The organism is Enterococcus sp. RIT-PI-f, assembly GCF_001297065.1.
In the GTDB taxonomy this organism is placed as follows: domain Bacteria; phylum Bacillota; class Bacilli; order Lactobacillales; family Enterococcaceae; genus Enterococcus_D.
The window spans coordinates 105,291-120,160 of record NZ_LHOX01000016.1; the positions used below are offsets into that span (position 1 = coordinate 105,291).

General features: G+C 45.9%; 12 protein-coding genes. 5 read left to right on the forward strand and 7 right to left on the reverse strand.

From position 1 onward, the window contains the following. Positions 1–4 precede the first annotated feature (4 nt). Positions 5–841, reverse strand: a complete 837-nt coding sequence (locus tag AEQ18_RS09405; RefSeq protein WP_054116087.1) for an NAD(P)H-hydrate dehydratase — start codon at positions 839–841, stop codon at positions 5–7. A gap of 157 nt (positions 842–998) precedes the next feature. On the opposite strand from AEQ18_RS09405, the gene pepV reads away from it, so the two are divergent. From pepV to AEQ18_RS09420, 3 genes are all read left to right on the forward strand, one after another. Next, a complete protein-coding gene (gene pepV / locus AEQ18_RS09410) occupies positions 999–2,423 on the forward strand; it encodes a dipeptidase PepV (protein WP_054116088.1) in 1,425 nt (474 codons plus the stop codon). A gap of 156 nt (positions 2,424–2,579) precedes the next feature. Further along, a complete protein-coding gene (locus AEQ18_RS09415; protein ID WP_054116089.1) occupies positions 2,580–3,020 on the forward strand; it encodes a GNAT family N-acetyltransferase in 441 nt (146 codons plus the stop codon). Between the two features lie 279 nt (positions 3,021–3,299). Continuing rightward, positions 3,300–3,977 carry a hypothetical protein gene (locus AEQ18_RS09420; RefSeq protein ID WP_054116090.1) on the forward strand — a complete coding sequence of 226 codons (678 nt, stop codon included), beginning with the start codon at positions 3,300–3,302 and terminating at the stop codon, positions 3,975–3,977. A gap of 16 nt (positions 3,978–3,993) precedes the next feature. Here AEQ18_RS09420 and AEQ18_RS09425 read toward each other — a convergent pair whose 3' ends face one another. Beyond that, positions 3,994–4,302 (reverse strand): DUF5960 family protein, encoded by a 309-nt coding sequence (locus tag AEQ18_RS09425; protein ID WP_054116091.1) that lies wholly within the window; start codon positions 4,300–4,302, stop codon positions 3,994–3,996. Positions 4,303–4,500: 198 nt separating this feature from the next. Here AEQ18_RS09425 and AEQ18_RS09430 point away from each other — a divergent pair, with 198 nt between their 5' ends. Beyond that, entirely contained in the window at positions 4,501–4,857 is a 357-nt protein-coding gene (locus tag AEQ18_RS09430; protein ID WP_054116092.1) for a hypothetical protein, read from the forward strand. Positions 4,858–4,915: 58 nt separating this feature from the next. On the opposite strand, the gene nfsA is transcribed toward AEQ18_RS09430, so the two are convergent. Next, positions 4,916–5,659 carry an oxygen-insensitive NADPH nitroreductase gene (gene nfsA / locus AEQ18_RS09435; RefSeq protein ID WP_054116093.1) on the reverse strand — a complete coding sequence of 248 codons (744 nt, stop codon included), beginning with the start codon at positions 5,657–5,659 and terminating at the stop codon, positions 4,916–4,918. Between the two features lie 368 nt (positions 5,660–6,027). On the opposite strand from nfsA, the gene AEQ18_RS09440 reads away from it, so the two are divergent. After that, positions 6,028–8,676 carry a cation-translocating P-type ATPase gene (locus AEQ18_RS09440; protein WP_054116191.1) on the forward strand — a complete coding sequence of 883 codons (2,649 nt, stop codon included), beginning with the start codon at positions 6,028–6,030 and terminating at the stop codon, positions 8,674–8,676. A gap of 86 nt (positions 8,677–8,762) precedes the next feature. On the opposite strand, the gene AEQ18_RS09445 is transcribed toward AEQ18_RS09440, so the two are convergent. From AEQ18_RS09445 to AEQ18_RS09460, 4 genes are all read right to left on the reverse strand, one after another. Then, positions 8,763–10,913, reverse strand: a complete 2,151-nt coding sequence (locus AEQ18_RS09445) for a DUF4129 domain-containing transglutaminase family protein (RefSeq protein WP_054116094.1) — start codon at positions 10,911–10,913, stop codon at positions 8,763–8,765. Continuing rightward, entirely contained in the window at positions 10,910–11,944 is a 1,035-nt protein-coding gene (locus tag AEQ18_RS09450; RefSeq protein ID WP_054116095.1) for a DUF58 domain-containing protein, read from the reverse strand. The genes AEQ18_RS09445 and AEQ18_RS09450 overlap by 4 nt, the downstream gene beginning before the upstream one ends. A gap of 2 nt (positions 11,945–11,946) precedes the next feature. Next, positions 11,947–12,885: an AAA family ATPase gene (locus tag AEQ18_RS09455; RefSeq protein WP_054116096.1), complete on the reverse strand. Its 939-nt coding sequence runs from the start codon at positions 12,883–12,885 to the stop codon at positions 11,947–11,949. Between the two features lie 82 nt (positions 12,886–12,967). Continuing rightward, positions 12,968–14,794, reverse strand: a complete 1,827-nt coding sequence (locus tag AEQ18_RS09460) for an FAD/NAD(P)-binding protein (RefSeq protein WP_235505526.1) — start codon at positions 14,792–14,794, stop codon at positions 12,968–12,970. Positions 14,795–14,870: the final 76 nt, after the last annotated feature.

The window sequence follows — 14,870 nt, forward strand, 5'->3', positions numbered from 1 at the left end:
TCCTTTACTGTCTATTATTTTGGCTATATTGTTTCATAAATCGGGGCAACGCTTCACTGATCTGGGTCGGCAAGACCACGTATTGGTCTTTAGCCAGTGACTCGCCTATTAGACTATGGAGATAGACTGCGGCATGCACCGTTTCTTCAGAACGCTCGAATTGAGCCAAAAAGCTGGTGATGATCCCGGCCAAGGTATCGCCCATGCCGCCAGTTGCCATGGCTGGCGTACCTAATGGGTTTTCAACGCTTTGCGCGCCGTAAACTTGCGTACGATGGCTTTTTAGAACAACGATACTACCTAACTTTTCCCGCGCTTGCTGATTATGTGCTTCGCTTTGTTCAGCGATCGGCAAGCCGCTCAGGCGCTGCCACTCCATTTGATGCGGGGTAAACACAACTTGATCAGGATATGGAAATGTCATTGGGTATTTGGCGGTCAAGGTGATCGCTGATCCGTCGATCACCAACCACTGATGTTCTTTTTGATTGGTGACGATCCGCTGCAGCAAATCGAAATTGTCCTTGCTTTCGCCAAGGCCGGGACCAACCAAGATGACGTCGGCTGATTCAGTGACCGAATCGATCCAATCTGATCGGTGCCAATCAACAAACATGGCTTCTGGCACGCGGGCATGAAGTGCTGAACGGTTGACCGGATCTGAGATGACAGTGGTCAAACCTGTTCCGCCATAGACACAGGCTTGGGCAGCCATCAAGATCGCCCCGCCAAATTGCTGATTGCCCCCAACGAGGACGGCGCGTCCGAAAGTCCCTTTGTGGCTTTCCTCAGGCCTTTTTCGGATGATCTGTGTCAAAATAGATTCTTTTAATGGTTCCATTGTTGAACTCCTTTCCTTCCTTGATCGGAATCGGGGATTTGTTGATTCTATTATACCTATTAATCTCAAAAAGACCGACTAGGAAGACCAAATTTTTTTCCATTTTGGTGCTAAGAGTGTTATCATAAAAGGCGAGAAAAGAAATGGAGGGAATCAAATGACAATCGATTGGAAAAAAGAAGTCGAAGACCGCAAAGATGATTTGCTGAACGACTTGATCGATCTATTAAAAGTAAAAAGCGAACGGGAAGACGATAAAGTCACTGCAGATGCACCTTTCGGACCCGGACCTCGCGATGCATTGCTGCATATGTTAGCTTATGGCGAACGTGACGGTTTTACTGTCAAAAACGTGGACAATTATGCAGGTCATATTGAATTTGGAGAAGGCGATGAAACTTTAGGGATCTTCGGTCATATGGACGTTGTGCCTGCTGGAGATGGCTGGTCAACCGATCCGTACGATCCAGTGATCAATGACAACAAAATCTATGCCCGCGGCTCCTCAGATGACAAAGGTCCTTCAATGGCTGCGTATTACGGCATGAAGATCATCAAAGAATTAGGCTTGCCATTATCGAAAAAAATCCGTTTCGTTGTCGGTTCAGACGAAGAAAGCGGCTGGGCAGACATGGATTACTATTTCGAACATGAAGAAAAACCTGATTTTGGTTTCTCACCAGATGCCAATTTCCCAATCATCAACGGTGAAAAAGGAAATGTCACTTTAGGTTTGCATTTCCAAGGCAACAACGAAGGGGACTACCAATTACAACAATTTACTGCTGGTTTAAGAGAAAATATGGTACCCGGCACAGCAACAGCAAGTTTCATTGCGCCATCAACAGATGCCGCATTGGCCTTAGAAAAAGCCTTCTTCGATTATGTCGAAGCACAACCTGTGACCGGCACGATCGAAACAGAAAACGAACAAGTGAAGATTGAATTGGTCGGCAAAGGCGCCCATGGTGCAAGCCCACAATCAGGGATCAATGCAGGGACTTTCTTAGCAGTCTTTCTTGATAACTTTGCTTTCGGCGGCGGTGCAAAACAATTTATCCATGCTGCAGCAGCTTACGTCCATGAAGATTTCTATGGCGAAAAACTAGGTGTAGCGTATGAAGACGAAAAAATGGGCAAGTTGACCATGAATGCTGGCTTGTTTGCTTTCAAAGCCAACCAAGCAGGTACCCAAGCAGATAACTTCATCGCGTTAAACTTCCGTTACCCTAAAGGTGTGACAGCAGAAAGCTTAGAAATCGGGATCGAAAAAACTGTTGGCATGGATGGTGCGACAGTGACCCGCAACGAACGCAACATGGAACCCCATTATGTACCCGTTGATGATCCATTGGTGGAAACACTATTGGCTGTCTATGAAGAACATACTGGCGAAAAAGGCTTCGAACAAATCATCGGTGGCGGAACCTATGGCCGCTTATTAAAACGCGGTGTGGCATATGGCGCAATGTTCCCAGGTTATGTGGACACCATGCACCAAGCCAACGAATTCATGAGCTTAGACGATCTATTCAATGCAGCTGTCATTTATGCAGATGCGATTTATCGTTTAGCGAAATAAGTTTGATTGTTGCGTTGAAACTATAAATGAAGCTGTGTGATTCAGATTGGATGTTTGATCGACATCCAATCTGGAATCATACAGTTTTTTTAACATATATTTATCATAAATAAATGGAAGTTGTGGATAAAGTAAAAAATAAAATGGCGGTGACAAATGGACTATCAAATCTTGAAAAAAGGCGACACTGATTGGTTGTCAGCTGCAGATCAAATTGAGGAAGCAGATTGGAAAGCGGCAAAGTACTTAGCAAATAAAATGAAAAACAATGAATTTTTGGCATGGGAAGGTGTTGTATCAGCAATAGATAATGGCAAAATTGTCGGTTTTTGCTCTTTCGTCGAAAAGGATATCGTCGACAATGTCCCTTATACACCGTATATTGCCATCGTTTACGTTGATCCAACGTATCGAGGAAAACACATCAGTCAACAATTGGTGCGCATCGCTGAAGAACAATTGGCAAAAAACGGATTCGAAAAAGTCTACATCGCGACCCAGCACCAAGGACTGTATGAAAAATCCGGCTACCAGCAGATAGATCAGGCACCTGACCGGTTTGGACGAGAAATGAGAATTTTGGAAAAATCAATGTAGTTGATCAGGGATCTATCTGCATTCATTGATTGAAAAAATACTAAATATAATGAGTCTACATTTGTCTAATGGGAGAAATGTAGACTTTTTTTGTTGATTTAAGCTCATTAAAAACGCGTAAAAATGATTTATTTTATTTTTTTTGACTATTTTATTGGATTTTGCGATTTGCACTGATAGAATAAAAGATATACAACACTGGTGGATTGCCCATTTCGAGCGAATGGATGACCTATAGAGACAAGCTTATTGCATAAAATTAGATGAAAGAGTGAGGACATGATGCGAAAAAATAAATTATTCTTTGTCATTCTGCTTTTTGGTTTATGTATTGGCGTTTTTTATCATCTTTCCCAAAATGATCATCATTGGCAAAGAAACACAGTTTCAGCACTTGATGGACATTCGTTATCCGTCACACCGATCGTCACGTACGATAAAATCTACACGCAATTACCTGACTTGCTTTATGACCGTGGCATTCAATCTATGGAAAAAGCGCCGATTGTATTCATGGGCACTATTGCTGATCAAATGATCTATGTCACAGATACAGTGACTCTAATTGGGGGTACATCATTCACCAAAGACGTTACGGAAGAAAATAGTACCAGTGAAACGCTAGACGACGGGATCGTTCAAACCATCGTCACCAAGCCAGACTTGGTATTTGACGTAGCAGAAACAGGCACCTATTTCTATATGATCACCTTATTTGTTCCTGAGGAGATAGCGATCGATCCCTCTGACTTGACGGTGCGTGTCAATAACAAAGACATCCATGTTGCAGAAGGCACAGTCAAACAGCGAAGTACCCAAGAAGGTTTCAATGAATGGACCGCCGGTTTCTTTATTCCTGCTGATAACGTGGATGCATCTAACCCCGTCATCCAGTATCAGATCTGTATCGGTCAGGATGTATTGACCTATACATTTACAGAGGATGGGTATTTATGAAACATATTTGTTTACCTTACCGACCATCCGGCCAGTATTCCCGCTGTGGATCGTAACGGCGAACGATTTTGCGATTCGCTACAATATGCTGATAATGATAGATGGGTACCTCATTTTCTTCGATGCGGAAGACAAAAAACAACGGTACGTGGAGTGTAGAATAAGCAGCAGGAATCAGGATATAATTTTTGCCGGTTTTTTCCATGGTACGGGCAAAACTGTCGAATAGAAAATGAACAGGGGTTGGCAAGGTGACCAACTCATAATAGTGCTTCTCTAAAGCATAGGTTTCTTGCGTTGCATAAGCGATTTGTGCAGCGGTCATAACAATCACTCCTCATTGAAAGTATACGAACGTTTGTTCTATTTGTAAAGCGATATTTATATTTAAATATTCAGGTTCGCTGTTTTCTTTTATGGGTATATTTTTTTAAACCGCCAGAGAAAGGCACAAATCGTTCCTCTCTTATGATAAACTGAGCTCAGATAATATTGAATCAAACCAGTGAGCAGGTGAAAAGGGATGAGATGGTGTGAGGTAGAAGCGCTGAATGAGACACTCGGTGCAGAAAAGATAGCCAAAAACGGTGGGTATTATCGTATAAGCAAAGAGGACGAAACGGTTTTTCAATTGTCATTCTCAAAGACGGGGCCTTGTGGAGAATCACTGTATCAACCGCTGATCAAGCTGCGTCGTGAAGAAAATAGGGCGATTCCCTATTATTTATTTGATGTTGCTGCACAACCAATGAACTATCTGCAACGCAGTAGTGCCAGCGATGCACAAGCGTTGGATCAGGCCTTCGCAAAGTTGATCGATACATTTTACTGTGAGCTGCCAGTAAGTCCGGCCACAGCAAAGCCAGAGAGTCAACAATAGGCTCACAAATAAAAGATCCATCGTTTGCTGCCAAAAAGATGGATCTTTTGTCTGTTTGCTATAAGTTGAAATCGCCGGTAAAACCTTGACGTTTCATGAAGTCAGCGACATCTGGACGTCGCGGTTCACGGAAGAACGCCGTCATTTTGGTTTGCCAATTGGTTTCCTGCTGATTGCTGCCGCGTTGGGCGTAATAGGCGGCTGTTGTTTGGTTATATTGATCGACGAGTTGTTTGGTCAATGGCTGGTAGTGATCGGTACTTAGGATCGCTGATTGAGGTAACCGGACTTTGACGTCGTTGCGGCTTTCAGGATAACCGATGGTCAACCCAAAGAGGGGGAAGGTCAGTTTCGGCAGGCTGACCAATTTGGCAATCGCGGAAAGGTCATTCCGAATGCCGCCAATATAACAAATGCCCAATCCTTGTGATTCTGCATACGCGACCATATTCTGGGCTGCGATGGTCGTATCAACGACAGAAACGATAAAAGGCTCCATGGTCGTCAATGCGTGATTGGACAATTCAGCTTGTTCCAATAGTTGCTGGTGTTTATACAGGTCTGCCACAAACAAGTAGAAGACACCGGTTTTGGTGATGTAGTTTGGTGCGCCAGCAATCTCTTCGATGGTGGCCAATTTTTGCGGATCTTTGATTTCAATGATCGAATAAGCTTGGACGAAGTTTGAACTAGCGCCACTCTGGGCGACCTGGATCAATTGTGCTTTCAGGTTGTCAGACAATGGTTCTCCTGTGAAATTTCTGACGGATGTGTGGTTGATAAATTGATTGAATACGTCCATATGCGTACCTCCAGTGGGAAAATAGATGATTCAGTTTTCTGGTCTATCCATAGTGTAGCAGAAAAAAAGGGACGATTCCAAAAAGAATGTTTTCAAAAAAATTTCATCTTTGAGATTTTACAGTTGCCAATGGGCTGTTTTTCCGTTATGATGATTGTACATTATCAATATTCCTTAGGGGAGTAACTGGTGGCGCAAGCCGCGGTAATATCAACAGTAAGTAAGCTGGCAGCAGCTTTCTGGTATTATTTTAAACGGTGAGACCTAAGACAAGCATAAACTTGTCTTAGGTCTCTTTTTTTTCAAAAAAAAAAAATGCCTAAGCGGGTAAAAATACAGATAAAGGGGCAAACACATTGGCAAAAGAAATGTATCAAAAGGACATCACAGAAATCATGGCAGAGGTTCAGAGTCAGCCGGAAGGTTTGACGCAGCAAGAAGCAGCGAAGCGTTTAGAAAATGGCTTGAATCAGTTGAAAGAAGCACCGAAGAAATCCAGTTGGGCGTTGTTTCTTGACACCTTCAAAGATGCGATGGTGATCGTGCTGTTGATCGTGGCCATCATTCAGATGATCATGGGTGCCCACGTTGAATCAATCGTTATTTTTGCGGTATTGCTGCTGAATTCTGTGGTCAGCGTGATCCAAACAAAAAAAGCCGAAGGATCTTTGGATGCATTAAAAAGCTTGTCGGCACCTGATGCAACAGTCATTCGTGACGGCAAAGAACAAAGTGTCTTGGCCAAAGAATTGGTCGTGGGGGACATTGTGATTTTAGAAGCGGGTGATTATGTGCCTGCGGATGGCCGTTTGATCGAAGAAGGATCGCTGAAAGTCGATGAGGGAATGCTGACAGGGGAATCGACACCTGCTGAAAAAGAGCTAGGCATCATTGACCGGACAGCGCCGATCGGCGACCGGGACAACATGGTTTTTAGTGGTACGATCGTGACTTATGGTCGTGGACGTTTTATCGTTACGGCCACAGGGAATGTCACAGAAATCGGTCAAGTTGCTGGGTTGTTAGAAAATACGGTGGAACACAAAACGCCGTTGCAACGGGGTTTAGATTCATTTAGCAAGAAATTGAGTGTAGCCATTTTGGTCCTCTCGTTGATCATTCTTGGTGTGCAAGTGGCGCGTCTATTCTTAGGCGACGGTACTGGCGACATGACAGAAGACTTGGTCAATGCCTTCATGTTTGCCGTGGCAGTCGCTGTTGCAGCAATTCCAGAAGCATTGCAATCGATCGTGACGATCGTGTTGTCGATTGGGACCAAACAGATGGCCAAACGTCATGCGATCATTCGCAAATTACCTGCAGTGGAAACATTGGGCTCAACAAGTATTGTTTGTACAGACAAAACAGGTACGTTGACGCAAAACAAAATGACAGTAGTGGATTACTATTTGCCAAATGGTCAAACAGGGGACTTTTCGAATGACCCAGCGCACTGGACTATGCCTGAAAAGCGGCTGATCGCTATCAGTGTCTTAGCCAATGATGCGGCGATCAGTGAAGATGGCACCAAATTAGGAGATCCGACAGAGATCGCCTTCCTTGATTACAGCGAAACATTGCAGCAGCCTTACCGCAGTATTCGTCAACAATACCCGCGTTTGCAAGAACTGCCTTTCGATTCTGATCGAAAATTGATGTCGACGCTCCATGAGATCGACGGTGAGCAGCTGCTGTTGACCAAAGGTGGGCCAGACATCGTCTTTGGACGCAGTACCAAAGTCTTGATCGATGATCAAGTGGTGCCATTGACAGATGACATCAAAGAAAAATTACAACATCAAAATGAAGAATTTTCGAAACGTGCGCTACGTGTTTTAGCCTTCGCGTATCGCCCGATGACTGATGGCAAAGAACGGGAATTGACACTGGCAGATGAAGAAGAATTGATTTTAGTTGGTTTGATGGCAATGATCGATCCACCGCGTAAAGAAGTCAAACAAGCAGTGGCTGATGCCAAATCAGCAGGGATCAAGACAGTGATGATCACTGGTGACCACAAAACAACGGCCGTAGCGATTGCGCAGGAAATCGGGATTGCTGCTGAAGGCGATCTGGCTTTGACAGGAACAGAATTGGATCGTTTGTCAGAAAGCGAATTGGCAGATCAATTAGAAAAAATCACGGTGTATGCCCGTGTTTCTCCAGAGAACAAAATTCGGATCGTCCGCGCATGGCAAGACAAAGGCAAAATTTCTGCCATGACTGGGGATGGTGTCAATGACGCTCCGGCTCTGAAGCAAGCAGATATCGGGATTGCTATGGGAACAGGGACCGATGTCGCCAAAGATGCAGCAGCGATGGTCTTGACCGATGACAACTTTGCCTCGATCATCCGCGCTGTTGAAGTGGGGAGAAATGTGTTTGACAACATCAAAAAGGCTATTTCTTATTTGTTTGCTGGAAATTTAGGCGCAATCATTGCGATTGTCTTTGCCTTAGTGATGGGATGGGACAATCCTTTCACCGCGTTGCAGTTGTTGTTCATCAACTTGGTCAATGATTCATTGCCAGCGATCGCGCTAGGTATGGAAAAAGCGGAGCCGACCATTATGGAACGGGCACCACGGGATCCAAATGCTGGTATCTTTACTGGAAAAACATTGATTTCTGTGACGTATCGAGGAATCTTGATTGCTGCAGTTGTGATCTTGGCGCAATGGCTAGGTATGAATCAATCGCCTGAATTGGGTGTAGCCATGGCATTCTCAACATTGATCTGGAGCCGGACACTGCAAACATTGCCTGCCCGTTCAAATACGGAAACAGCATGGCAAGCGGGTTTATTCGCCAACAAAATGGTCTGGTTGGCCATTGTGGTTTGTGGTGGGTTGTACAGTATCACGTTGGTACCAGGTGTTCGTGAAGTCTTTGCGATCCCAACGACCTTTACCCTTAGTCATGTGGGTCTTTCAATGGCCATGGCAGCCGGTGCCGTTTTGTTAATGGAAATGACCAAACTGATCATTATTGCTGTGCAAAATCGTCAAGCAAAATAAAATCAAATCCACGCGATGCCATTAAATATGGGATCGCGTGGATTTTTTTCTTGCTATATGTCTAAAGCGAGTCAGCAGTACGCATTTCATTTCAGTGCCTTCAACTGACTGATCTGTTCAGCAGTGTGCAGGATCAATTGATGATAGCCTTGATCTTGACTTCCGCCATATAGATACGCCTCGTAGGCAGCAGTCAGTTGGATAAAACTACCGTGGAACAAAGGATACATTGATTCTAACCGCTGTGCATAATCCGGCAATGTTTCGGCATCATGTCGATACAAGACCCGGGTGGTTTGTTTTAATAAGCGTGGATAGGCTTGTGTCAGCGGTGTTTTTGACCAGCGGCAAATCACCCAAATCTGAATCCGAAATAGGCGATGCCGATAGATGTAGAACAAGCCCACCACAAGCAAACCGCTCATCCACATCAGGCCATTGCGTAAAAGCTGTTTCAATTCAGTCGTCAGCCATGGATCATTTGACGCTTCCGTTACAGCACTGCTGGTGCTGGCGGTGGTTTCGCTTGATGAACTGCTGACACTGCTTTCGCTTGTTTCGGCAGTGGTTTCGCTTGGTGTCGTTTCATCGGTGGTGGTATCTGTTTGCAATACCGGCCGATCGGGATTTTGGAAACTTGGCGTTGGTTCAAATGGAATCCAGCCATAGCCTGCAAAATAGACTTCTACCCAGGAATGGGCATTCTGGTTGCGGACTGTATAGGTGGTCGTTCCGTCAGAAGTGACCGGATCACCCGGAGAAAAGCCCTTGGCCCAGCGTGCAGGAATATCCAGTGTGCGCAACAAGACTACCATGGAACTGGAAAAATTGTCGCAGTAGCCGACTTGGCTCTCAAAGAGAAATTGATCGACATAGTCTTGATCATCTTCCGGATAAACCGCATCTGTTTTCGAATAGCGAAAATTGATGGTATTTTTCAAATAACTTTCGATCGCTGTCACTTGATCAAAAAGTGAGTCTGATCCGGCAGTGATCTCCTGTGCCAATGCTGGGATCCTTTCTGGCAGTGTGTCCGGTAATTGCGTATAGTTGACAGTGGTGTCTGGCTGCTGCAAGGAGAGGTTTTGCAGATTCTCAGCTGTATAATCTGGCTGATCCCACTTAATCGTTACTTGTGGCACAGATTCAGGAGATAGCAAGTCCACTCTGCGGATCGAGTCGTCCACTTGCAGGCCTTGGGCGCCAGCCATCACAGTTAGTTGGCTGCGACCGTAAGGCAATGGGACATAGTCACCGTGGTTCATGAAGTCGATGGCGATGTCTTCGGTATCGGTATAAGGTTGCCGGTATTGATCATCTGCGACTGTCAGCGACACGGGATCTGTTCGGAAGTCTTCCTCTCGGATCGTGCTGATCCAGCCTTTGCCAGAATAAAAGTCTTTACTTTCCACGCGCCAATAATGGCGTGTGTTTTGCTGCGCTTCGAATAAAACAGTGGTGTCATCCAGCAAAGGTCCACCTAACTGGCGGTCGTTTTCGCTAAAACCAGTTCGGGAACCTGACGGGGTCCCATGTTCTTCGATAAATCGATAGAAGCCGATTTGATTCAAACTGGTACGGATCATGGTCGATTGGCTGACCAATTGCGCTCTGATCACTGTTTTTGGCAAATAGACAGCAGCAACCATCAGAAGGAGCAACGTTGACAATATTAGCGTCCATTCCCCTAGCTTGCGTGTGTGCTGTATCTGCATGTGGGCAATGAGGGATGAGGCAAGGCCGCAGATTAGAATACCTGTGATATGCCAAGTCAAATCAAAGCGATTGAAAATGACGACTGTCAGCAAATAAGACAGCATCATGGCATAGGTGAAAAAGAACCAGCGAAAGATTATTGGCAGAATCGCTAAAAACAGTACCCAGGTAACGATCAACGTCACGGCGGCCAGTTCAGTGATATACCCAACATCCCCCACAATGATTTCCCTAACAGCCCGCAAAAAGTCGTAGCCAAAGCGTGTCAGCCAATCGAGTGAAAAGCTGGTACCATAGGGGAAAATACGGTACAAGACAACAAACCAGCCAAGCAGCAGCAAAGGCAAACTATAGCGCACTTTCGGGATGAACACTAAGAAGAGACAGACAGAAGCGGCATAGGCCAGCAATGTCGCTTCATTCCCCAAATCATAGACCGCGACAAAAGGCAGGATCATCAAGGTCAAGCTGATAAACGTCAGTAGACCGAGTAAGCTTTTTTTGATCAAGGACGCTTTCATATACGTTCCTCCTCTGCGATATACCCCATCAAGTCTGCATAGGTCAAGAGTTGGCAGTTGTTGTGGCGCTGCGACTGGTCAATATAGCGCTGGACTTGCTCCGTTGCAGCAGGGGCGATCACAAGGATCTGCTTACTGGCAAGGGCGGGGATCCCGGCTGGCAAGTGGTCAAAAGGCGCGATCTGCGCATAAGCCAACGCATCTGGATGGTAGGGAGAAGGGATGTCTGCGCCAAACAACAGCGTTTGTACATCATGTTGCTGCTGAACCAGTTGATGCAGAGAGAAAAAAAGGGACAAGGTCGCTTCAAAATGCGCATCTGCTTCACCCCAGAAAATCAAGACAAGTGTTTGGGTCTTGTGGTTTTCAGGTTCGCGGAAGATCAATGCTTGCTGCTTGCTGGATAACTTCCAATCGATATGCTTCAAAGAATCACCTGGTCGATAGGAACGAAATTGCTTGATCGTGAAGCTTGGTTCACCATAGGTGTAACGTTGGGATTGTTCAGTGATCAAAGGCAGCAATGCGGTGGCCTCTGCCTGATACGCAGGCAATACCAGTAAGGATTGATCAATCGTGAGGGAACGTTTTTTTTCAAAGAAGCCGAATAGATCCCGAGTGCGCAAAGTTACTGAACATTTATCATAGACGCCTCTGCTTGGTGGAAGCCATTGGGCTTGGGTCCGAATGGTTGTACCTCTGTAAAAAGGCAAGGTTTGCTGGTGAAAACCTTCGTCGAAGGACAAGGATAGCGCGACAAACGGGAAAAACAACGGCCGATAGCAATAAATCTCGATTGGCAGCGAGAGCGATGTGCCTTGCGCAACTTGTAAAGATTCCTCAATCGTGACGTGTACTTTTTTCAGAGAAGGCATGAGGGTCATAAGATCGAAAAGCAAAATCAGGGTAAGCAAAAACCATAAGCTCCAACCAGCATCGTTGTTGAAGATGAAACAATAAGCCAATAAAATCACGTAGGCAGCGACAAAAACGGACAAACGCAGGATTCGTTTTACTAGTTGTCTGCCCATAGTCATTTCCTCGTGGGGACAGGTACCCGCTGGATCATTTGTTTCATCAATTCTGCCAGTGTATCGGCATTGGCATGGATGCCACCCTTGACTAACAGACGATGCCCAAAAACAGCCGGCAGTATCCGCTGCAGATCTTGCGGTGTGACATACGTACGCCCCTCAGTCAGCGCTAAGGCTTTGGCGCCTTTCAAGAAGGCAATCCCGCCACGAGGGCTGATGCCCAATTCAATGCCATGATGCTGGCGACTGGCTTGGACCAATTGCAAGGCATAACGCGCGACTTGATCATCGACATAGACATCATCTACCAGCGATTTGAGGGCGGTGAGTTCTTCTGCATGCAAAATCGTTTGGATCTGTTCTAAACTTTGTTGACGCTGGCCGGTCAAAAGATCCAGTTCATCTTGGAAATCAGGGTAACCGATATGCAATCGGAATAGAAAACGGTCCAATTGGGCTTCTGGCAATGGGTAGGTGCCTTCATATTCATTAGGATTTTGAGTTGCCAAAACAAAGAAATGCGGGCTGAGTGGGTAGGTTTGGTTGTCGATCGTCACATGATTTTCTGACATGGCTTCTAACAGGGAGGCTTGGGTTCTGGGCGTGGTTCGGTTGATTTCATCAGCGAGTAAAACCGATGTGAAGATCGGTCCCGGTCGAAATTCAAATTGCTGGCTTTGGGCATTAAAAATCGACACCCCCAAAATATCATTTGGCAATAGATCAGGCGTGAACTGAACCCGTTTGTAGTCGCTTTGGATGGCTTTGGCCAATGATTTGACCAGCATCGTCTTGCCTACACCGGGAATATCTTCAAATAAAACGTGTCCGCCAGCCAATAAAGCGGCAACGGTCAACTGGATCACGTCATGCTTGCCCAGAATCACCTTTTCGACTTCAGCGATCAAGGCATTGATTTTTTGTAATTCAGCGGTCATGCAACAACCTCCTAGTAAGCTTTTCTTTTATTGTATCGGTTTTCAAAAGCTTACGCAATTTTCTTGCAAAAGAATCAGTGCCTTATTTCCGTTTGCCATGGCCATAAATATGGGCAGCCATTTGATCGGCTTGCCGCAAGTTCCAAGCATCGGTACCGGGCTGGGCAGTTGCGGCTGTCAGCCAGTGGATGCCTTCAGTCGGAATACCAAAGCAATAGAGCCCCTCTTGGGGGTGTTCTTGTAGATCCAAACATAGGTTGGTCAAAGGGTCAATGGCGACGGCGCCAGTATGGAAATCAGCGTCATTTGGCAAACGAAGGATCGCTGGATGGATCAGTTTTTGTGCCAACAAAGAAGTGAGCAGCGGATTGGCCGTGGCTTCGATCGCTGTTGTTGGAATCCGAGCTTCCATCATTTGGGACGCTTGATACGTATGCTGTGGAAACCCTTTGGCATAGGTCAAGAAAACATCGGTTGTTTCCACGATCATTTCTGGGCCTAATAAGGTCACGATCCCAGCTTCCATCAAGGCAATCAGCTCTCGCGTCCGCTGCAAGGGCGGCCCGATAGACAAAAAGCTGTTCAACGGCAAAAATGATTGCCAAAATGATGCTTTTAGGTCTTGCGGCGACAGCAATTGATGGCGCAAGACCACCCGCAATGGTTCGCGAAGATCTTTTAATACTTCTAGCGCACTGCTGACAGGACCGGTCAAATTACCCAGTTCAGCTTCTTGAAGATCCCATTTTAAATAATCCAGCAAGAAAGATTGGACAGATTCTGCGGCCGTTTTTCTGCTGAATGGCTGTTCGAAAAAGGTCCAATCCCATATAGCAGCAGACGGAATGCCAAAATCGTGGAGGACAGAAGTCTGCCCATCTTGGTGGATAAAGGCTGTCGTGAAGGAATCGATATCTGCAGGTGATCGATGTTGTTTTTCCTTAAGGTACTGCTGATAGTAGACCAGTTCAACTTCTTTAGCCAAATAATACAAGACGATGTCAGCAGACACTTGTTTTTCATTGATCCATGCGGTCAATCGCTGATCAGTCAAAAAGTGCGGCAGCCGTTGTTGGGTGGGCCCTTTTTGGTTTCTCCCTCGTGGATGATAAGGCACGCCGCGGTGAGAACCGGCGATGATCAGTGGTTCTTCCCCAGAAGGCTGATAATGGCAGCGGCCTTCTGTTTCACTAAATATCCCGCCTCGTCCTTGGGTCAGTAAGGTCACATAATCAAAGAAAGCCAACCCCAGTCCGCGTAAAATCAAAGGCGTCCCAGGGGCTGCTTTGGAGAAATCGACATCTGCTGCATTAGCAGGGGGAGAATAGAATAGATGGTTTTGCTGGGCGAAAGCTGCCAGTTCTGCTTCTTCCAGTGATAAGCGGACAGCGCCATGTCCAGTTGCCAGAATGACTTTGTCCGCTGTCCACATTTGGTCCTTTGTTTGGACAAGATAGCCGTCTGTTTCTTTTGTCACAGCGTGTACTTTGGCGGCGACATAGGTCAATTGAATCGTAGGGCAGCTGCCGACCAATTGTTGATAAAACCATTGTTGGTATAAGCCATAGACAGCCCGGGGGCAGTGGCCATTTGGATCGATGTTGTCAAAGAAAGCCAGTAACCATGGCGCATGTTGTTGGGCAAATGATTTTCCGATGCTGTCAGCCCATTCGTAAAGAGTTGGTCCATTGACGACTGGTCCACCGCTAGTCAGGGAATCATCTGTAAAAAGGGTCACTTGATTTGTGACAGAGTTGATCAGCAAGTCTTGGTTTTGTGTGGTTCGCCACACAGCACCGGGGAGATCAGGATCGATCAAAATGATGGAAGCAGATTTCTGCTGTTGTTTTCCATGGGCAATCAACCGCTCGCATAAAGATAATCCCCGGGGGCCGGCACCGATGATCACGATTTGCAAGTAAAACACCACCCTTCAAGCGTATTTGATAGCGTTAAGTATAGCGAGGGAAGGCATCAAAGTAAAG